Source organism: Lysobacter sp. Soil_N_51 (assembly GCF_057655755.1).
Map to the genome: position 1 here is coordinate 220955 of NZ_JBDGLR010000010.1, position 18638 is coordinate 239592.

Annotated in this window: 16 protein-coding genes; 8 read left to right on the forward strand and 8 right to left on the reverse strand. The window is 68.3% G+C overall.

Annotated features, from left to right (window positions below):
* Positions 1-44 precede the first annotated feature (44 nt).
* The gene (locus AC3A4T_RS20330) at positions 45-518 is read right to left on the reverse strand and encodes a hypothetical protein (protein WP_487677045.1); all 474 of its coding nucleotides are present in this window, start codon (positions 516-518) and stop codon (positions 45-47) included.
* 136 nt (positions 519-654) lie between these two features.
* Between AC3A4T_RS20330 and AC3A4T_RS20335 the strand changes: the two genes are divergently transcribed.
* Positions 655-1200: a DUF2058 domain-containing protein gene (locus AC3A4T_RS20335; RefSeq protein WP_487677046.1), complete on the forward strand. Its 546-nt coding sequence runs from the start codon at positions 655-657 to the stop codon at positions 1198-1200.
* Positions 1201-1207: 7 nt separating this feature from the next.
* On the opposite strand, the gene AC3A4T_RS20340 is transcribed toward AC3A4T_RS20335, so the two are convergent.
* Entirely contained in the window at positions 1208-2131 is a 924-nt protein-coding gene (locus AC3A4T_RS20340; RefSeq protein WP_487677047.1) for a LysR substrate-binding domain-containing protein, read from the reverse strand.
* A 100-nt stretch (positions 2132-2231) separates the two neighbouring features.
* Between AC3A4T_RS20340 and AC3A4T_RS20345 the strand changes: the two genes are divergently transcribed.
* The gene (locus AC3A4T_RS20345; protein WP_487677048.1) at positions 2232-3692 is read left to right on the forward strand and encodes an MFS transporter; all 1461 of its coding nucleotides are present in this window, start codon (positions 2232-2234) and stop codon (positions 3690-3692) included.
* A gap of 161 nt (positions 3693-3853) precedes the next feature.
* Here the strand turns inward: AC3A4T_RS20345 and AC3A4T_RS20350 are convergent, their stop codons facing one another.
* Entirely contained in the window at positions 3854-4117 is a 264-nt protein-coding gene (locus AC3A4T_RS20350) for a hypothetical protein (RefSeq protein WP_487677049.1), read from the reverse strand.
* A 294-nt stretch (positions 4118-4411) separates the two neighbouring features.
* On the opposite strand from AC3A4T_RS20350, the gene AC3A4T_RS20355 reads away from it, so the two are divergent.
* Positions 4412-6043: a winged helix-turn-helix domain-containing protein gene (locus AC3A4T_RS20355; RefSeq protein ID WP_487677050.1), complete on the forward strand. Its 1632-nt coding sequence runs from the start codon at positions 4412-4414 to the stop codon at positions 6041-6043.
* On the opposite strand, the gene AC3A4T_RS20360 is transcribed toward AC3A4T_RS20355, so the two are convergent.
* Positions 6027-7151 carry a serine hydrolase domain-containing protein gene (locus AC3A4T_RS20360; RefSeq protein ID WP_487677051.1) on the reverse strand — a complete coding sequence of 375 codons (1125 nt, stop codon included), beginning with the start codon at positions 7149-7151 and terminating at the stop codon, positions 6027-6029. The two genes, AC3A4T_RS20355 and AC3A4T_RS20360, sit on opposite strands and share 17 nt — an antisense overlap.
* Before the next feature lie 603 nt (positions 7152-7754).
* Here AC3A4T_RS20360 and AC3A4T_RS20365 point away from each other — a divergent pair.
* A complete protein-coding gene (locus AC3A4T_RS20365) occupies positions 7755-8588 on the forward strand; it encodes a hypothetical protein (RefSeq protein ID WP_487677052.1) in 834 nt (277 codons plus the stop codon).
* 67 nt (positions 8589-8655) lie between these two features.
* Here the strand turns inward: AC3A4T_RS20365 and AC3A4T_RS20370 are convergent, their stop codons facing one another.
* From AC3A4T_RS20370 to AC3A4T_RS20385, 4 genes are all read right to left on the reverse strand, one after another.
* Positions 8656-11352 carry a serine/threonine protein kinase gene (locus tag AC3A4T_RS20370; protein WP_487677053.1) on the reverse strand — a complete coding sequence of 899 codons (2697 nt, stop codon included), beginning with the start codon at positions 11350-11352 and terminating at the stop codon, positions 8656-8658.
* A 16-nt stretch (positions 11353-11368) separates the two neighbouring features.
* On the reverse strand, positions 11369-11947 hold the full coding sequence (locus AC3A4T_RS20375) for an ECF-type sigma factor (RefSeq protein WP_487677054.1): 579 nt from the start codon (positions 11945-11947) through the stop codon (positions 11369-11371).
* A gap of 170 nt (positions 11948-12117) precedes the next feature.
* Positions 12118-13395 carry an acyltransferase family protein gene (locus tag AC3A4T_RS20380; protein ID WP_487677055.1) on the reverse strand — a complete coding sequence of 426 codons (1278 nt, stop codon included), beginning with the start codon at positions 13393-13395 and terminating at the stop codon, positions 12118-12120.
* A 152-nt stretch (positions 13396-13547) separates the two neighbouring features.
* Positions 13548-13871: a hypothetical protein gene (locus tag AC3A4T_RS20385; RefSeq protein WP_487677056.1), complete on the reverse strand. Its 324-nt coding sequence runs from the start codon at positions 13869-13871 to the stop codon at positions 13548-13550.
* A 208-nt stretch (positions 13872-14079) separates the two neighbouring features.
* Between AC3A4T_RS20385 and AC3A4T_RS20390 the strand changes: the two genes are divergently transcribed.
* From AC3A4T_RS20390 to AC3A4T_RS20405, 4 genes are all read left to right on the forward strand, one after another.
* The gene (locus tag AC3A4T_RS20390) at positions 14080-14502 is read left to right on the forward strand and encodes a VOC family protein (protein ID WP_487677057.1); all 423 of its coding nucleotides are present in this window, start codon (positions 14080-14082) and stop codon (positions 14500-14502) included.
* 184 nt (positions 14503-14686) lie between these two features.
* Complete coding sequence (locus AC3A4T_RS20395) at positions 14687-15439, forward strand: CPBP family intramembrane glutamic endopeptidase (protein WP_487677058.1); 753 nt, start codon at positions 14687-14689, stop codon at positions 15437-15439.
* A 115-nt stretch (positions 15440-15554) separates the two neighbouring features.
* Positions 15555-16811 carry a D-amino acid dehydrogenase gene (locus tag AC3A4T_RS20400; protein ID WP_487677108.1) on the forward strand — a complete coding sequence of 419 codons (1257 nt, stop codon included), beginning with the start codon at positions 15555-15557 and terminating at the stop codon, positions 16809-16811.
* Positions 16812-16960: 149 nt separating this feature from the next.
* Positions 16961-18637 (forward strand): sensor domain-containing diguanylate cyclase, encoded by a 1677-nt coding sequence (locus AC3A4T_RS20405; protein ID WP_487677059.1) that lies wholly within the window; start codon positions 16961-16963, stop codon positions 18635-18637.
* Position 18638: the final 1 nt, after the last annotated feature.

The window sequence follows — 18638 nt, forward strand, 5'->3', positions numbered from 1 at the left end:
CCGGTGCGGGCGATGGCGAATCCGATCGTGCTGCGCCGCGCCGATCAGTAGCGGAATTCCTTTGTCACCCCGGTCAGGTCCACGCCGACGCGCGCCAATTCGCTCAATACTTGTTCGGTGTAGCGCCGCGTCGGGCAATAGTGGCTGCTGTGATCGGTGATCGCGGTCAGCACGCCGTCGCGCGCTTCCAGTTCGCCCGCGCCGGCGACCGGCTTGCCCTGGCCGAGGCTGGAATGATGGAAACGGCCCACCAGGTGTTCCTTCGCCGAATAAATCGCGCCGTCGCCGTGCATGACGAAGATCGCGCGGCCCTGGCCGCTCCAATGGGTGTGCGAGTCGGAGGTGTCGAACAGGCTGCCGTCGGCGCGGTACAGCCGGCCGTCGCGAACCTCGATCCGGTACGGCGGCAGTTCGGCGTCGCTGAGGTAATGCACGTGGCTGGTCCGCCACACGCTGTTGCCGGGCAGGTGTTCGCCTTCGAACTGGGCGAGGCGCGGCGTGACGGCGTAAGCGGGCATGGGCGGGCCTCGTCGGAGGATTCATTACAGTCCCGGTGCGAGGCCGGGTCAATCCGCCGGGACGGATCGCGCAGACCCTGCGGCGCGAGGGGTTGCCCGCTTCCGGCCGGCCGCCGCGCGTACTAGACTCGTAAGCATGCGAAATCCCCTGCAAGATCAATTGCTCAAAGCCGGCCTGGTGAAAAAGTCCCAGGTCGCCCAGGTCGCGCGCGAGCAGGCCAAGCAGCGCCACGGCAAGGCGCCGGCCGCGCCCAGCGCCGAGCAGATCGAAGCCGAGCGCGCGCGCGCGGAACGGGCCGAGCGCGATCGCGCCCTGGCCGCCGAACGCAATGCGCAGGCGCGCGCGCACGAGTTGCGCGCGCAGATCCGCCAGATCGTCGAAGCGAACAAGGTCAAGCGCGAAGGCGAGATCAGCTACCGCTTCACCGATGGCGCGGCGATCAAGAGCGTGTGGATCAATCCGGCCTTGCGCGCGCAGTTGGCGAGCGGCGCGCTGGTGATCGCGCGCCACGAGGACGGCTACGAGCTGCTGCCGCGCGCCGCGGCGGAAAAAGTCATGGCGCGCGATCCGTCGATGATCGTGCTCGACCACGCCGCGTCCGCGGCGGCGGCACAAGCCGAGGCCAGCGACGACGATGCGTTCTACGCCAAGTTCCAGGTGCCGGACGATCTGATCTGGTGATCGATCGTCAGGGCTGGATATTTTGTCCGGCCTGATCGAGCATCCACTGCGTAAACGCCTGGATGCGCGGATCGTCCTCGCCGCTTTCCGGATAGACCAGGTGGTAGGCGTAATCCGCCGCCACCTCGACGCCGATATCGAACAAACGCACCAGCCTGCCCTGGGCGAGGTCGTTGCCGATCAGCGCCAGGTCGACCAGGCCGATCGCGCCGCTGTCGATCACCGTCTGCACCACATAGCCCGAATCGGCGAAGGCGACGCAGCGGCTGTCGTCGAAATCGTCGATGCCGGCCGCGGCCATCCACATGCGCCAGTTCGGCCAGACCATGCGCTCGGTCTTCCAGTCGACATAGCACAAGGTGTGTTGCAACAAGTCGCGCGGCTCGTTCAGCGGCATCCCTTGAGCCAGCAAGGCCGGGCTGCATACCGCGACCACGACGGTATCGAACAAGCGGTGCGATCGCGTCCGCGGGTAGTCGCCGGTGCCGAAGCGGATCGCCACGTCGATGTCGTCGGTTTCGAACTCGCGCAACTCGTCGCTGATGTCGAAGCTCAGTTGCAACTGCGGATGGGCGGCATTGAATCGGGCCATGCGCGGCAGCAGCCAATTGCTGGCGAATCCGGCGCTGAGCGACACCCGCAACCGGCTCGATCCGCGCTCGAGACTGCGCGCGCGGGCGAGCGCGCGTTGCAGCGTGCCCAGGGCGTCGGTCGTGGCTTCGAACAATACCGCGCCGGCCGCGGTGAGCTGGATGCTGCGGCTGGTGCGGACGAACAGCACGATGCCCAGTTGCTCTTCGATCTCCTTGATCTGGTAACTGACCGCCGCCGGGGTCAGGCCGACTTCATCGGCGGCGCGGGTGAAGTTGAGGTGGCGCGCGGCCGCTTCGAAGGTCCTGAGCGCCCGGGTGCCGGGCAGCATGCGATTCATCGATCTTCAAGCCACGTTTGACGATGCGCTGAGAATTACTCGTTTTTGCGCGCGCCGACAAGCGGCGATGATCGCGGCAACGAAACCATTGGAGTGCGTCATGTCGGTTGGCTTGAACCCGGGCGAAACGCCGCGGGACGGCGTTGCTTTGCCTGCGTCCGCTTCCGCGATCGAGGCCGCGTCCGCGACGGCATCGGTGCCGCGCGACGAGCGCGTGCGTTGGTCGGCGCGTTCGTGGATCGCGCTGTTGATCTTCAGCGGGGTGATCCTGCTCGACGGTCTGGATATCTCGATGATCGCGGTGGCGATCCCGGAGATCCAGCGCGAGTTCGCGATCAGCGCGGCCACCGCGCAATGGTTCGTCAGCGCTTACATCCTGGCCTTCGGCGGGTTCCTGTTGTTGGGCGGACGCTGCGCCGATCTGTTCGGACGCCGGCGGGTGCTGGTGATCGGCCTGGCAGTGTTCGCGCTGGTGTCGGTGCTCGGCGCGTTCGCCAGCGATGCCGGCCTGTTGATCGTCTCGCGCTTCGTCAAGGGCATGGCCGCGGGTTTCACCGGTCCGGCGGCGATGTCGCTGTTGACCACGACCTTCGCCGAAGGCCCACATCGCAACAAGGCGTTCGGCATCTTCAATCTGTTCGAGGCCTCGGGTTATTCCAGCGGCTTGTTGATTGGCGGCCTGCTCGCGGCGCTGGACTGGCGCTACATCTTTATTTTGCCGATTCCGGTCGCGGTGTTGCTGCTGTTGGCCGCGCTGCGTTTCCTGCCGCCGGACCCGCCGCGCAGCGAACCGGTGCGGCTCGACATCGCCGGTGCGCTGACCCTGGTCGGCGGCATGCTGTTGCTGGTGTTCACCCTGGTGTCGGCCGAGCAAGTGGGTTGGATCGCGACGCGCACGATCGCCGGCTTCGCGGTCTCGGCGCTGCTGCTGCTCGGCTTCTATCGGATCGAACGCAAGTCCAGGCATCCGCTGATCCGGCTCGGCATCTTCCGCAATCGCGGCTTGGTCGCCGCCAACCTCAGCGCCGCGTTGTTGTACGGCGGCGCGATGGGCTTTCAATTCCTGATCGCCTTGTACCTGCAGAACCTGCACGGCTGGCAGCCGTGGCAGATGGCGCTGGTGTTGCTGCCGGCGGGGTTGATGGTGGTGATCCTCGGGCCGAAACTCGGCGCGGCGATCAGCCGCTTCGGCGTCGACAAGGTGTTGCTGGTCGGCTTGCTCGCGTTCGTGCCGTGCTATCTGTTGATGCTGCGCATCGGACCGCGGCCCGACTTGTGGACGGTGCTGCTGCCCGCCTCGGTGCTGTGGGGTGTGGGGTTCGCGCTGAGCATTTCGGCCTTGATGGTCGCCGGCACCAACGGCGTCGAGGACGAGGAGCAAGGGCTCGCGGCCGGATTGCTCAACAGTTCGTTGCAGGTGGGCGGCGCCTGCGGCCTGGCGGTGGTCACCGCGGCGATCGCGCCGGCGACGCAGCTGTCGATGCTGTACCCGGGCGTGGTCGTGATCCTGGTGTTCGCGGTGCTGACCTTGCTCGCGCAGTTGCTGCGCAAGCGGCGCTGAGGGCGGCGCATTGCGAACGCGACGGCGATGGCCGGCGCTCCATGCCGAGATCACGCCGAGACCGCGCATCGCTGCAACGTAACGGGACGGGTGTTGGGGCCCCGTCCCGCGACGCCATGGTCTTAATCGTGGATCACAAGTCCACGGTCACGACCGATGAATCACAACTCGCCGCCCGGAGTCGGCAGGGCGAAACACATGCTCTGCTGCGAGGTGAACAGGCCGATGGCCCGGCCCCAGCCCGCGGGCTGCGGGTCGGCGCAGCCGTGGCTGATGTAGCGCACGCCGTGCACCGTGCCGCCGGTGTCGCGGTAGGTGCGTATCTCGACATAGGCGCCCGGCTGAGCCGAGAGGTTGAACGCGATACCCGCCGACAACGCCGTCGCCGCGATCGCGAGAATCAAGGTTCTGTAGGGTTTTTTCATACGGTTCTCTCCATGAGTGGCGGCGAACAGATGTGCGCCGGTGAATGTCCTGGGTGCGGACCGGAAGCCGACCCGGGTCTGGTCTGCAGCCGGACCCGGATGACCGACCGGGCCGCGGTCCGACACGCCTGTGCGTTACGCGATCACCGCGTCGCCGCACATGACCCAGTTCGTAGCGGGCGGGCAAAACCCGACACGGTGCGGCGATCGGTGTGCGACTGCCCGCGCGGAAGCGCGCGCGGGTGATCGGAGCCGGGCTGATAAACTCGGGTTCCCTACGCAGCGACGATCCGCATGGCCGATGCCGCTCCTTCCGCGCCCGTTGCCGGCCGCTACGCCCTGGCCGACCTGGTGGTCGACACGGCGGGACAGCGGGTGGAACGCGACGGCGTGGCGCTCAAGGTCTCGGGGCTGAGCTTCCAATTGCTGGCGTATCTGATCGCGCAGGGCGATCGCGTGGTGGGGTTCGACGAATTGATCCAGCAGGTGTGGGCGCCGGCGGTGGTCAACGAGGAAACCGTGACTCAGCGGGTGAAGCTGCTGCGTCAGGCGATGGGCGACGACGGCCGCGATCCGCGCTATCTGCGTTCGGTGCGCGGACGCGGTTATCAGTTGTGCGTGCGGCCCGAGCGGTTGCGCGATGCGGACGAGGCGGTGGCCGCGCCGGCGACGATGCCTGCACACCCGTTGTCGTCGCCGTCATCGCTGCGCCGATTCGCGCCGTGGATCGCCGCGCTCGCGCTGCTGTCGATCGCGGCGATCGGTTTCGGCGTATGGCGCGGCCGTTCCAGCGCGCCTGTCGCGCCCGTCGCCGCCGCGCCGCAAAGCCTGACCCAGCGCGCCGAGTACTACGCCAGCCTCGGCCAGCGCGACAACAACGAACGCGCGATCGCGCTGTATCAGCAGGCCTTGCAGGAAACGCCACGCGACCGCGCCGCCCAGGTCGGATTGAGCCGCGCCTACAGTGCGCGCGTATGCCTGTTCAATTTCGCGCCCGACTGGGCGGCGCGCGCGCAGACCCTGGCCCAGGCCGCGATCGCCGCCGGGCCGAACGATGCCGCCGCTTACGCCGCGCTGGGGTATTCGCACGATTGCCGCGGGCGCCTCAACGACGCGCTGGCCGGTTACGAACAGGCGCTGCGCCTGGACCCGGCGAACGACGCCACCCGCGCCTCGGCCGCGTATCTGTACGACCGCAAAGGCCGCCTGGCCGATGCATTGGTCGCCAACACCTCATTGCACGGCGATCCGGCGCGCGTGCGTTTTCTGCAACTGCAGATCGCCAGCAATCTGGACTTGCTCGGTTATCCGCAGGCGGCTCAGGCGCGCTATCGCGAAAGTTTCCGGCTGTACCCGGACAATGTGTTTTCCAATATCGCCTGGCCGCGGTTCCTGTTCCGTCACGGCCGCCTGACCGAAGCGCGGGGCGCGCTGGACCAGGCCTTGCAGCGCGGCACCGAACACGCCGACCTGCATCTGCTGGCCGGCGAGTTGGCGTTGGCGCGCGGCGATCGCAAGGACGCGGCGGCGGCGTTCGCGCGCGCCGCCGCGCTGAGGCCGCAGGCGAGTCTGCCGCGGACGCTGGTCGATCTGTACGGTCCGCCGGCCGCGCCCGCGGTCCTGCGCGAGCGCGCCAGCGAGTCGAGCCGTTATCTGCAACAAGGCGCGGGCTATCCCTCCGATTGGCTGGAAGTGGCCTTGCTGCACGCCGGCAGCGGCGACTCCGCCGCCGCGCTGCGCGACGTGCAGCGCGCGGTCGACGAAGGCTATCGCGACGCCGATTACCTCGGCGCCTCGCCGCTGTTCCGATCGCTGGCCGCGCATCCGCAGTTCGCGCGTTCGCTCGACCTCATCCATCAGCGCGTGGCCGATCAAAACCGCCAAGTCCCGCGCGAGTTGCTGGCGCGGCTTACGGCATCGCCTTGAGCAGATAGTCGGCGAACAACTGCTGCGATTGCGGATGGGCGTTGCGCTGATTGAACGCTGTACGCGTCAACACCGCGACCAGGCGTTGCTCGGGCAGGATGAACACGTAGTTGCCGCCGTTGCCCGACATCGCCCAGACCCCGGTCTGTTTGCCGTGCAGCGGGAAGCGGAAGCGCCAGAACTGATAGCCGTAGTCGGCGTCGTCGCGCGCCTGCGCATGCACGCTCAGCGCGGCGTCGATCCAGGCTTTCGAAATCACCGTCTTGCCCTGCCAGCGTCCGCCGTCGGCGACCATCTGCCCGAGCTTGGCCAGGTCGCGGCTGCGATAGCGGGTGCCGCCGCCGCCCATGCCGACGCCCTCGGGCGCGCGGTTCCATTGCGAACGGCTGATGCCCAGTGGCTGTTCCAGGGTCTGCGCGGCGAATTTTTCCAAGGGCTGTCCGCTCGCGCGTTCGACCACCGCGCCGAGCAGAAAGCTGCCGGCGGTGCAGTACGAGAACGAACGGCCGTGCGGACTTTTCTCCGGCCGCGTCATCCACGGCGCGAAGCCCTTGATCGGCAGGCCCAGGACGAAGCCGGTCCAGTCCTCGCGCACGTACATGCGCTCTTCGTTGCCGTCGGAAAACGGGTTGTCGTCGTCGCAGTCCCACAGCGAGCTCATGGTCAGCAGGTCTTCGAGGGTGAACTTGTCCTTGCGCGGGTCGGGGTTCTGCCACGGGCGCTTGTCGGCGAAGTAGCCGTACACGCCGGCCTGGGCGCTGGGGATCAGGCCGCGGTCGATGGCCGCGCCGACCAGCAGCGAGGTGACGCTCTTGGTCGCCGAGCGCACGTCGTTGAGGACGTCGGCGCCGCCTTTGTTGAAGTAAGCCTCGTAGACCAGCTTGCCGTCCTTGGCGACGACGATGCTGGTGACGTCGGGAAAGGTGCCCTTGGCGATGGCGGCTTCGAGTTCGCCGAAGCGTTCGACCTGCCAGCCCTGGCCGGCGGCGTCGGCGACCGCCCAGCCGTCGTCGCGTGCTTGCGGCGGTTGGTAGGCACCGGCCAGGGCGGGAGCGGCGGCGAGCAGGGCGAGCAGCGGAAGGGTCAGGCAACTGAGGCGTGGACGCATGGTCGAGGTTCCGAGCGATGAGGAAACCCGATTGCGAACGAGCGCCGGATGAAGTGCCTGAAACCTGGGTGAAGAATTATGAAGGCCTTGCGCGGCATGGGTTTGCGGGCAGGCGGGGGCGGGCGTCGGGCGGCTTCGCGCCGCGTCGGGCAGGGGCGTGCGAGGGCGAACGGCTCGGGCAACGCGGACCGATCCGACGGCCGGCGCCCGTCATCGCGTAGGGGGACAGGCGGCCGCGCGCGTTAGCGGCGAGGGCGGAGCGGTGTCGAAGCGATGCTGATACGCGATGAGCCGTTCCTCACGTCGATTACGTGTTTATCGTCACGCGACGCTCGGCGTCGCCGAGGCTCCGGGCCGATCCGGCTCCGCCCGGCCGGTGCCGATCGAGCGGCCTGTCCACGGACCCGTTGCGCCTGACAGGCAACGGGGCCGCGGGTCGGACCCGCATCGGTCGGCCGGCACGGCGACCGGGTGCCGGGGTGGTGGTGGTCGGTCCGCGCCGGGCGGATCGGGTGGTTCCAGGTTGCGCGTCGCGGGGTCGCAAGGATCGCCGTCGCGGCGCGTGGCTCTTTCTCACTTATTCAACATGACAAGTAGGCTCCCATGAAGAAGATGCTAGGACTGCTCGCCATTGCCGTATCGCTGGCGGTCGGACCCGCCTGGGCGGGCGAAGAATTCTGCGACGACCGCGGCGACGGCCCGGAGCCGCCGGAAACCACCGAGTCGGGCCAAGATCCGGGCACAGGCTCGTGCGAAGTCAATCTGGTCTACACCCTCAGCATGTTCGATACGGTGCCGATCGAAGCCCGCGGCCGCATTCGCGAGATCGGCTTCAGCGACGCCCTGCTGAACCGTCTGCGCAACCCGTCCAACGAGGTGGAAATCGCCTGGCACATCGATAATTTCAAGCTGGGCGGGAATACCTCGCAGGCGTCCGAGGCGCGGATGATCGAGTGGTCGTTCCGGCCGACCGACAAGTACGGGGTCGAGCGCATGCTGGTGATATCGCTGCGGCGCGAGGAGAAACAGATCACCTTGGTGCTCGACTGGCTGAAGTCGCCCAGGACGGACTGGTCGTACGCCACCGCGTCGTTGCTGGAACCGGAATGGCTCGATCACCGCAGCATCGTCCTGGACGGCCCTGAGGTGACAGGCCAGCCGGCGTATCTGAAGTGGGTTCCCGGCGCGGTCGTGGTCGGCGTGTGGGCCGCCGATCAATTGCGCGAAGTGCGTTTCCCGCTGCCGTCGGCGAGTTGGCGGCCGGTGCGGTTGCGTAATGCGCTGCTGCTCGGCGTGCCGACGCAGAGCGGTACCGAGGTGAGCATCGGTTGGCCGACTGCGTTCGATCACTATTGGTCGGCTCCGGTGCCGGCGCCGATCAATCCGCTGGACCAGCCGATACCGCCGCCGGATCCGACCGTGCCCCAGTTGCAATAAGCCGCCGCGCGCGACCTCGATCAATCTCGACCGGTCGCGCGGATCGCCCGATGCGCCTGCGGCGCGCTCACTTTCCGGTGAGCGCGCCCAGGCGGGTCTGGCAGGCCTGCAGGCGCAGCACGCGCGGGTTGTCGGCGGCGAAATCGACACGGATCACCGCCAGTGCGTCGGCCAGTTCGCGGGTCGCGTTCGCCGGCGTCGGCAGATCGCCCAGGCACAGCGTTTCGGCCTGCGCCAGCGCCAGGTTCGCGGCATGCCCGGGCATCGGCTTGAATCGCTCGATCGCCGGGGCCAGCACCGCGCGCGCTTGCGCGTCGCGACCCAGGTCGTGCAGCGCCATTGCCCAGGCCAGCCGGTACATCGCCAGGTTCATATGCTCCGGCGTGGCGACGGTGGCGATCTCCACCGCCTTGCGCAGATGGCGTTCGCCGCCGACCGCGTCGTGCAGATACATATGCTGCAGCAGGCCGAGGTTGTATTCGGCCGACGCCACGTGCGGATGCTGCTCGCCCTTGAGTTCGCGCTTGATCTGCAACGCGCGCTCGAAATAGGCCGCGGTCGCGGCGTAGTCGCCGCGCGCCTGGGCGATCGTGCCGAGCTGGTTGATCGCCGCGGCGGTGTAACCGTGGCGCTCGCCGTACAGTTTCAGCCTGACCCGCAGCGATTCCTGGGCCAGGCGCTCGGCGGCGGGGTAGTCGCCCTGTTCGCGTTTTTGTCGCGCTTGGTTGTACAGCGATTCGGCCGCCTCCGGGGTGTCGGGTTGCGCGTTCGCCCCCAGCGCCGGCAATTGCGCCAGCAGCAGCGCCGCGCGCGGTTGCTGGCCCGATGCGCGCAAGGCGCTGACCCAACCCTGGCGGGTCTCGATGCTGCGCAGGTCGCGGTTGCCGTAACGGCGCTGGTGTTCGCCGTCCACCGATTCCCACAGACGCAAGGCGATATCCAGGCGCCCTTGCGCCTGTTCCAGTTCGGCCTGCAGGCGTCGCAGCAACAGGCGCTCGTCGGCGATCGCGGCGCTGTCGCCGCTGGCGGCGTCGGGCAGCGCGCGCAGCGCTTGTTCGAGATGGCCGCGCGCGCGCGGGTAATCGGCGCGGGTCATGGCCACGCGCGCGCGCAAGCGGTAGACCGCGCGCAAATCGGTCGGGTCCGCGTGCGGCAGACCTTGCAGCAGCCGCAGCGCTTCGGCCGAATGCCGCTCGGCGCCGTCGTAGTCGGCCAGCGACAGATCGATGTCGGCGATCGCCGCGGCCAGCGCGGCGTGGGTTTCGGGATCGTCGATCGCCTGCAGCCGCTGCGAGCCGCGCGCCAGCAGTTCGCGCGCGCCCGGATCGCGTCCGCGCGCCTGGGCCGGGTCGGAGGCGCGGAACAGGTCGATCATGAATTGAGTGACGTCTTCGGCCTGGGCGCGCCGCGCCTCGGCGCGATCGCGCGCGATCGCGAGTTGCCGCGACTGCAGCACGGTGCTGGTGACGAAGCCGACGGTCAGCGCGCAGGCGATCGCGGCCAAGGTCAGCGCGGCGACGTGGCGGCGCGCGAACTTGCCCAGCCGATACAGCGACTCGGTGCGGCGCGCGGCGATCGGCCGCGATTCCAACACCGCGCGCAGATCGGCGGCGAGGCGCTCGACGCTGGCGTAGCGCTGCTCGGGTTCCTTACGCAGACAGCGCGCGACGATCGCATCCAGGTCGCCTTGCAATTGCCGCACCAGCGCCTGTGCGCTGGCGCTGCGGCGCTGCCGCGCGATCTGCGCGGCGCGTTCGGGCGACTGCTTGTCGAGCCGAGCCACCGCGCGACTCGGCAGGGCCGGCACGGTGTGCACGATCGCGTGCGCCATCAGCGCCGGGTTGGCGTCTTCCAGGGTCAGCGGCAACTCGCCGGCGAACAGTTCGTACATCAACGCGCCGAGCGCGTAGACGTCGGTCGCGACATCGGTGGCGGCGCCGAGTACCTGCTCCGGCGCGGCGCTGGCCGGCGAGAAGAACGCCTGCGCGTCGGCGGTGGCCATGCTGACCGGCGCGTCGACTCCGGTCAGCGCCTTGGCGATGCCGAAGTCGAGCAGCTTGGGCCGGCCGTCGCGGTCGACCAGCACGTTGCCGGCCTTGATATCGCGATGCAGCACCAGCCGTTGATGCGCGTACTCCACCGCCGACAGCACCTGCACGACCAGTTCGATGCGCGCGCGCAGCGGCAGTTCGAGCCGGTCGCAATGCTGCACGATCGGTTCGCCGTCGACGTACTCCATGGCGAAGTAGGGCCGGTCCGGCGGCAACTCGCCGGCATCGATCAGCCGCGCGATGTTGGGATGCTCCAACGTCGCCAGCAATTGCCGTTCGCGGCGCAGGCGCTGGCGCACCTGCGGCGCCAGGCGATGGAACGCGGCGACCTTGAGCGCCACGCGCTGTTCGCCTTCGTCGATTCCGCGCCGCGCCAGATACACCCGGCCCATGCCGCCGACCCCGAGCTCGCGTTCGATCACGAACGGCCCGGCGCGGCTGCCCGGTTCCAGCTGTTCGGCGTCGTGCTCGATCCATTGCGCGGCGGCCGCGGCGGCCGCGCCCTGCCAGGCGTCGGACGCGTCGGCGTCGGCGGATTCGTCCAGGCGGTGGTGCGCGTCGATCAGGCGCGCGACCGCTTCGCGCAATGCGTCCGGATCGGTTTGCCCCGCGCATTGTTCGTCGATGAAAGCGCCGCGCCGCTCCGGATCGAGATCCAGCGCGCGCACGAACACATCGGCGGCCTGCGACCAGATCGAAGTGGAAGTCTGCATGGCGAACGGCCTGGGATCAGGAAGTCGGCGGGGACAGTTGGCCGTGCAGCCAGGCGCGGGCGAACTGCCAGTCGCGCTTGGCGGTCGGCAGCGAGACGCCGATGGCTTCGGCGGTCTCTTCGATGGTCAGGCCGCCGAAGAAACGCAGTTCCACGCCCTTGGCGGCGCGCGCGTTGATGCGTTCCAGGCGTTCGAGCAGGCGATCGAGGTCGAGCGCGTCGGCCAGATCGGGGGTGACCGCGGCGACCTCCTGCCCGGCCTGCAGGGTGACGCGCAGGACATCGCCGCCGCGCTTGAGCGCGGAGCGCTCGCGCAGATGATCGACCAGCAGCCGGCGGATCACGTGCGCGGCGATCGCATAGAAATGCACGCGGTTCTGGAACTCCGCTTCGCGCTGCTCGACCAACTTGAAATAGGCATCGTTCGCCAGTTCGGTGGCGACCAGGGTCAGCTGCCCGCTGCGGGTCAGGCGTTGCTGGGCCAGACGGCGCAGCACCGGGTAGATCTGTTCGAGCAATTGCGTTTCGGCGTCGGAATCGCCCGCGCGCCAGTTTTGCAACAGCTGAGTGATGTCGGGTGGAGCAGCGGCGGTCATCGAGGCGGCGCCGGTCGGGAGGGCGCAGCATACCGCTTCGGTTTCAGGTGAGCCATTTATGTCGTGTGTGCCGAGTTGCACATCGTCCGTGGCCGCCGCGCTCGCGTTCGAACGTTGTGCGGCGAACCCGTCTTCGCCGATCCGGTCTTCGCCGATGCCGGCGCGCGCGGCTAGCCGGTCGAGGCCAGCGGCACCAGCGCATCGGACCGCGCGCGCAGCCGCTGCGCCCAGCGCCTGCCCATGCGGATGCCCGGTTCCTCGATCCACAGATGGACCGCCAGCGCGCCGGTCACCAGCACCAGCGCGCAGCCGATGTTGACCAGCCAGAACGCCAGCGTGCCGCTCATTGCATACGCCTTGACGCCGGGGATCGCGAACACCGCCAGCAGCGCCAGCCCCTGGCCCAGATAGATGCCGTAACTCAGCCCGCTCAGCCGCCGCGACGCCGGCCACGCCAACACCCCGAACAAGCGATTGCCCGCGCACACGATCCACAGGAAGGTCGCGGCCAGCGGACACAGCGCGAGCAACGACAGCATCCCGAGGTTGCGCATGTCGAGCATCGCGGCGAACACCAGCGCCAGGCACAGCAAGGCCAGCACCGCCCAGCGGCGTCGCTGCAGGCGCAGCCGTTCGCCGATGCCGGCATGCAATAGCGAGGCGACGAACATGCCCGAAGCGAACAGCAGGACCAGTTCGGCCAGCACCGCCAGCATCAACACCGGACGCGGTTTGACCCCCGCTTCGAAACCGCCGTTCCAGGTCGCCGCGACGATGGTCAGCAGGCAGACCGCGACCAGTGCGCCGGTGAACGCCAGATGCCGGCCGCGACGCACGAACACCGCCAGCAGCGGCAACGAGAAATAGAACAGCCATTCGAAGAACAAGGTCCAGGTCACCCCGGCGAGGATGGTGCCGGTATCGGCATAGCCGTTGATCGTCGGTGGCGGCGGCACGATGCCGAGCGAGAGCCAGGCCAAGGTCGACGCGATCGCTTCCGATGCCGGCACCTGCAAGCGGAAGTCGGTGCGATAGGCGACCACGCCGATCATCGTCAGCACCACCGCCAGATACACCGGCCCCAGCCGAAACACCCGGCCGATATACAGCGCCCGCCAGCCCGGACGGCCGCCGGCCTTGAGCAGCTTGGTCCAGAACAGGAAGCCGGTGACCATGAAGAACAGACACACGCCCAACAGCCCGGCGACGTTGTAGAACTGCGCGCTCGACGGTTTCCACACGCCGCTGCGCAAGTATTCGTAATGCACGACCGTATGCGCCGCGAACACGCTCAGGGCGAGGAAGCCGCGCAAACCGTCGAGGGTGTCGGTGCGCTTGTCCGGCTGCGGCCCGTCGCGGTCGGCGCCGCGGAACAGCGGCAGCGAGGCGAATGCGAGCGCCGCCAGCATCATCGCGAAGTACGGCCCGGGGTGATGGATGTCGACCATGTCGGATGCCATGCGTGCGAGGGGATATCGGCCGAGACTAGCGGCGTCGCCGACGGGCGTTTGCCGGGTCGATCACGCTTCCCCGCCGCTGCCCGCGCCACGCTTCCGGGCCGCTGGCGCGGTCACTTCCCGGATCGGACGCAGCGCAAGGTTTACACGCTCGCGCGGACGATGCGGGTCAGTCGCGGCGATATACGCCGACACCGCGGCCGGTCGTATGCGCCGGTCACCGATGCGGCGTTTTCCAGATCGACCAGTTTCTTGCTGGCCTCGTCGGCATCGCGCGACGTGGCCAGGATGCGCTCGGCGTTTTCGAAGTAAGCGTAGTGCGCGGCGCCAGGGAGAAAGACGATGAAGCGCAACACCCGTATTCGTAACGTACTGATCGCCGCGCCGTTCTCGTGCTGCGCGGCCCCTTGAAACGCTGACCAGGCCGCGGCTGGGTCGTCCGGGTCGCGGCGATCGGTGTTCGGCATGGCGTGAACCTCGCGAGCGTCGTGGTGCGATGCAAGCGTGACTGCCGCCGACTCTCGCAGGCCGGTGGCAACTCCGTCGCGCAACCACTGCGTGCAGCGAGTCTGGATCCGAGCGCGGATCGCCATGGCATCATCCGCGGGTTGCGGGCGCCCAGCCCGTTGTCAGCCAAACGACACCGTGGAGACTGCAACCATGGCGCTCAAGCGGATGGACAATGTAGGAATCGTCGTCGAAGACCTCGAAGCGACGATCGATTTCTTTCGCGAACTCGGCCTCGAACTCGAAGGCCGCGGCACGATCGAAGGCGAATGGGCCGGACGCGTCACCGGCCTGGGCGATCAGCATGTCGAGGTCGCGATGATGCGCACGCCGGACGGCCACAGCCGGCTCGAACTGTCCCGCTTTCTTCGGCCGGCCGTGGTCGCCGATCACCGCACCGCGCCGGTCAACGCATTGGGCTATCTGCGCGTCATGTTCGCCGTGGACGATCTCAACGAGACGCTCGAACGCTTGTATAAGCGCGGCGCGCAGCTGGTAGGCGAGGTGGTCGATTATCAGGACGTGTATCGGCTGTGCTACATCCGCGGGCCGGAAGGGATTCTGATCGGACTCGCGCAGGAACTCGGCTGAGTACACCGCCAAGACAACGGCGAACAGCGCATTGACCCGGCATGGGCCCCGACGTGGCTGGTCCGTCTTTCTTCGGACGGCCGAGAACGGCAACCGCCGTAAGCAACCCCACCTATCGTCACTGTGCCCGGCGTCGCGCGCCGGCCTATGCTCCGGCCGGAATCAGGCACGGAGCATCGATCACATGGACTCAGCGCGCTCTTCGCGAACCTTCACAGCCAGCCTCGTCGCCGTCGTGGCGCTGGTGGTCGCCCTGCAGTTCCGCGACATCACCGCCGCGCTGGGACTGAAAATCCCCGGCCTGCCGTTCGCGTACGGCGGCTCGATTCTCGACAACGCGCTGGCGGTGGCGATCGTGGTGGCCGCGGCGATGGGGTTGAGCCGTCGCCGGGCCGAACTGCCGCGCGACCTGGGCCTGCGCTGGAACGGCTGGAAAGGCCCGGCGCTGACCGCGCTGGCGAGCTTGCCGTGCTGGATCGGCCTGGCCTGGATCGGCCACGTGTCGAGCGAGTGGTCGCTGCTGGATCTCTTGATGCTGGCGGCGCTGTTTCCCTTGCTCGAAGAAATCGTGTTCCGCGGTTTCGGTTTCGTCTTCGTCCGCCGCGCGCTGGCTTGGCGGCGACCGGCGGCGTATCTGGTCCAGGCGCTGGTGTTCGGGCTGGTGCATTGGTGGTCGGCCGGCGCCGACGGCGGCATGGCCTTGCAGATTTTCGCGATCACTTTCGTCGGCGCGCTGGTGTTCGCCGCGCTCGATGCGCTCGACGGCGAGACGATCTGGAGCGGTTGGGTGCTGCACGTGTCGTTGAACGCGGCGTGGACGGTGTTCGCGGTGTCCGACACCGCGGCTACCGGCTGGATCGGCAACTCGCTGCGGTTCCTGAGCGCCGGGCTGGCGCTGGCTGCGCTGTGGATGCTTCGGCGTCGCGCGAACCGGTAATAGCGATAAAAGCCGGGCGATAAAGCCGGGCGACAGAGCCAACTGTTACGATCGCTCTTCCTTTAACTCACCGCAGGGCTCCGTCCCTTCGGTTGAGCACGAGCGGGAGACGGCCATCAAGGTTCTAGTGCTGGGCAGCGGCGTGATCGGAACCACCGCCGCGTACTACCTGGCCAGGGCCGGCCACCAAGTCACCGTCGTCGATCGCCAGCCCGCGCCGGCGATGGAAACCAGTTTCGCCAACGCCGGCGAGGTGTCGCCGGGTTATGCCGCGCCCTGGGCCGGGCCGGGCGTGCCGCTGAAGGCGATCAAATGGCTGGCGATGCGGCACCGTCCGCTGGTGATCCGCGACCTGCTCGACCCGGCGATGCTCGGCTGGTGCATGGCGATGCTGCGCAACTGCACCCAGGCGCGATACCGCATCAACAAGGCGCGCATGGTGCGGCTGGCCGAGTACAGCCGCGATTGCCTGCGCGAACTGCGCGCCGACACCGGCATCGGCTACGACGATCGCCAGCAGGGCACGCTGCAATTGTTCCGCAGCCAGAAGCAGCTCGACGACAGCGGCAAGGACATCGAGATCCTGCGCGAGTACGGCGTCGCCTTCCAGTTGCTCGGGCGCGACGATTACCTCCAGTACGAACCGGCGCTGGCGCAGGTCAAGCACAAGTTCGTCGGCGCGTTGCGCTTGCCCGGCGATGAGACCGGCGACTGCTTCAAGTTCACCCAGACCCTGGCGCGCATGGCCGAAGCGATCGGCGTGGAGTTCCGTTTCGGCGTGAACATCCAGGCGTTGCAGACCCACGGCGGGATGATCGCGGGCGTGCAGACCGATGCCGGCGTGCTGCACGCAGATGCTTGCCTGCTCGCCCTGGGCAGTTACTCGCCGCTGCTGCTCGCGCCGATCGGCATCCGTATCCCGGTGTATCCGGTCAAGGGGTATTCGATCACCGTGCCGATCGTCGATCCGCAGCACGCGCCGGATTCGACGATCATGGACGAAACCCACAAGGTCGCGGTGACCCGCCTGGGCGACCGCATCCGGGTCGGCGGCACCGCCGAACTGGCCGGTTACGACCGCCGCCTGCACGACGCGCGCCGCGACACTTTGCTGCATGTATTGACCGATCTGTTCCCGCGCGGCGGCGATGCGCGCCGCGCCGAATTCTGGAGCGGGCTGCGGCCGATGACGCCCGACGGCACGCCGGTGCTCGGCGCTACGCCGTATTCGAATCTGTACCTCGCCACCGGCCACGGCACCCTGGGCTGGACCATGGCCGCCGGCACCGGACGGGTGATGGCCGACCTGATCAGCGGCCGCGCGCCGCAGATCAGCCTGGACGGATTGACCGCCGCGCGCTACCTGCGCTGAGCGGCAACGCCGGCGAACCGGCCCGATCGGCGCCCGCGATTGCAATCCAGGTCGCAGTCCTGGGTCCGAGCCGGGCCGTGGCGCAAGGTCTGGGCGAGGGTGCCTGGGCTATGCTCGGCGAGGTTTAGGGGGGAAGTCTTCGCAAGGCAATGCATCGGTTCTGGCGCTCCATCTGGCAGCTCGCGCTGATCCTGCTCGGTCTCACGGCCGCGGCGGTGGCATCGGCGCAGCCGTTCGCCTTATCGCGCCTGGAGCCGTCGACCGACCCGCCGCCCGCGCGCGTGCTGGCCGGCGATTACGACGCGCGCTTCGTGCCGGTGCAGGGCAACGAGATCGCCGTGCTCGACCGCAACTGGCATTGGTGGCGACTGGTCTCGACCCAGGACGTGCCCGGCGACAACGCGCCGCAACTCGTGCTGACCCAGCCGTACCGCAAGTTCGTCGGCATCTGGCGAGCGGGCGCGACCACGCCGGTGCGCCGCTCGATCCACGGCAAGGCCGCCGACTTCCGCCACTCCTCGCGGTTCCTGGTGTTTCCGCTGGAAGGCGGCCTGCACAAGGGCGAGGTGATCTATCTGCGCGCCGCCGCCGCCGACGTCACCGCGTCGAGCTTGCTGGTGATGCCGCTGGACGCGGTGCATCGCCAGGACATGAGCCACATCGCCCTGCGCAGCGTGGTGCTGACCGCGCTCGGGGTGATCGCGCTGCTCGCGTTCGGTTTCTGGATCGGTCTGAAAGAACGCGGCTACGCGTATCTGTGCCTGACCCTGGTGGTGCAGACCCTCAATCTGGCGGTGGAGGGCGGCGAGACGCGGATGATTCCGTGGCTGGGCGACATCATGCCGGACCGCCGCACCAACGTGGTTCTGAACACCGCGGCGGTATTGGCCAGCGTGCGTTTCCTGATGTTCTTCCTCGATCTGCGCGCGACCCAGGCGCCGGTGGCGAAGCTGCTCAACATCTGCAGCTGGCTGCTCGGCGGCCTGTTGCTGGTGTCGATGATCCACACCTGGCGGGCCAGCGCCTCGTTCGGCAACGTGGTGCTGCTGGTGGTGATCGGCGCGATCGTCTACGCCAGTGCGGTCGCGATCGGCCGGCGTCAGCGCGAAGCCTATTTCCTGATGCTGGCGTGGACGCCGCTGATGGCGGTGTTGATCGTGCTGGTCGGCGCGTATCAGCGTTGGTGGCCGTCGTACGGCTGGCTCGAATACGCCTATCCGGTCGGTCTGGTGCTCGGCGGCCTGGGCCTGTTGCTCGGCCTGGCGGCGAAGCTGCAGCAACTGCGCCGCGATCACGACAGCGCCAAGCACCGCGCCACCTACGACCGCCTGACCAGCGTGATGACCCGCGCGGCGATCGAGGAAGGCATGCGTCAGGCGATCACCGAAGCGCACCGCGCCTCGCGGCCGCTGACCGTGGTGTTCTTCGACATCGACCATTTCAAGCGCATCAACGACGAACACGGCCACAGCGCCGGCGACGAAGCGCTGCGCACGGTCGCCGAACGCACCCGCAACCGCTTGCGCGCGACCGACCTGTGCGGCCGCTACGGCGGCGACGAAATCCTGGTCGGCCTGCCGGGCACGCGCCTGGAGCAGGGGCTGGTGGTGGCCGAGCATCTGCGCCGCACCATCAGCGCCAATCCGCCGAGCATCAACGGCCGGGTTCTGCCGTTGAGCCTGAGTTTGGGCGTGGCCGAGCTGCGTCCGGGCGAAAGCTTCGATCAACTGCTCGAACGCGCCGACGCCGCGCTGTACGCGAGCAAGGCCGGCGGCCGCGACCGGGTGACGGTGCAGCAGGCCGCGGCGCACGACATCGCGATCTGAT

Excerpts from the sequence above, each read along its gene's own strand:
- AC3A4T_RS20330 (WP_487677045.1), bottom strand. The coding sequence starts at position 518 with ATGCCCGCTTACGCCGTCACGCCGCGCCTCGCCCAGTTCGAAGGCGAA.
- AC3A4T_RS20335 (WP_487677046.1), top strand. The coding sequence starts at position 655 with ATGCGAAATCCCCTGCAAGATCAATTGCTCAAAGCCGGCCTGGTGAAA.
- AC3A4T_RS20340 (WP_487677047.1), bottom strand. The coding sequence starts at position 2,131 with ATGAATCGCATGCTGCCCGGCACCCGGGCGCTCAGGACCTTCGAAGCG.
- AC3A4T_RS20345 (WP_487677048.1), top strand. The coding sequence starts at position 2,232 with ATGTCGGTTGGCTTGAACCCGGGCGAAACGCCGCGGGACGGCGTTGCT.
- AC3A4T_RS20350 (WP_487677049.1), bottom strand. The coding sequence starts at position 4,117 with ATGAAAAAACCCTACAGAACCTTGATTCTCGCGATCGCGGCGACGGCG.
- AC3A4T_RS20355 (WP_487677050.1), top strand. The coding sequence starts at position 4,412 with ATGGCCGATGCCGCTCCTTCCGCGCCCGTTGCCGGCCGCTACGCCCTG.
- AC3A4T_RS20360 (WP_487677051.1), bottom strand. The coding sequence starts at position 7,151 with ATGCGTCCACGCCTCAGTTGCCTGACCCTTCCGCTGCTCGCCCTGCTC.
- AC3A4T_RS20365 (WP_487677052.1), top strand. The coding sequence starts at position 7,755 with ATGAAGAAGATGCTAGGACTGCTCGCCATTGCCGTATCGCTGGCGGTC.
- AC3A4T_RS20370 (WP_487677053.1), bottom strand. The coding sequence starts at position 11,352 with ATGCAGACTTCCACTTCGATCTGGTCGCAGGCCGCCGATGTGTTCGTG.
- AC3A4T_RS20375 (WP_487677054.1), bottom strand. The coding sequence starts at position 11,947 with ATGACCGCCGCTGCTCCACCCGACATCACTCAGCTGTTGCAAAACTGG.
- AC3A4T_RS20380 (WP_487677055.1), bottom strand. The coding sequence starts at position 13,395 with ATGGTCGACATCCATCACCCCGGGCCGTACTTCGCGATGATGCTGGCG.
- AC3A4T_RS20385 (WP_487677056.1), bottom strand. The coding sequence starts at position 13,871 with ATGCCGAACACCGATCGCCGCGACCCGGACGACCCAGCCGCGGCCTGG.
- AC3A4T_RS20390 (WP_487677057.1), top strand. The coding sequence starts at position 14,080 with ATGGACAATGTAGGAATCGTCGTCGAAGACCTCGAAGCGACGATCGAT.
- AC3A4T_RS20395 (WP_487677058.1), top strand. The coding sequence starts at position 14,687 with ATGGACTCAGCGCGCTCTTCGCGAACCTTCACAGCCAGCCTCGTCGCC.
- AC3A4T_RS20405 (WP_487677059.1), top strand. The coding sequence starts at position 16,961 with ATGCATCGGTTCTGGCGCTCCATCTGGCAGCTCGCGCTGATCCTGCTC.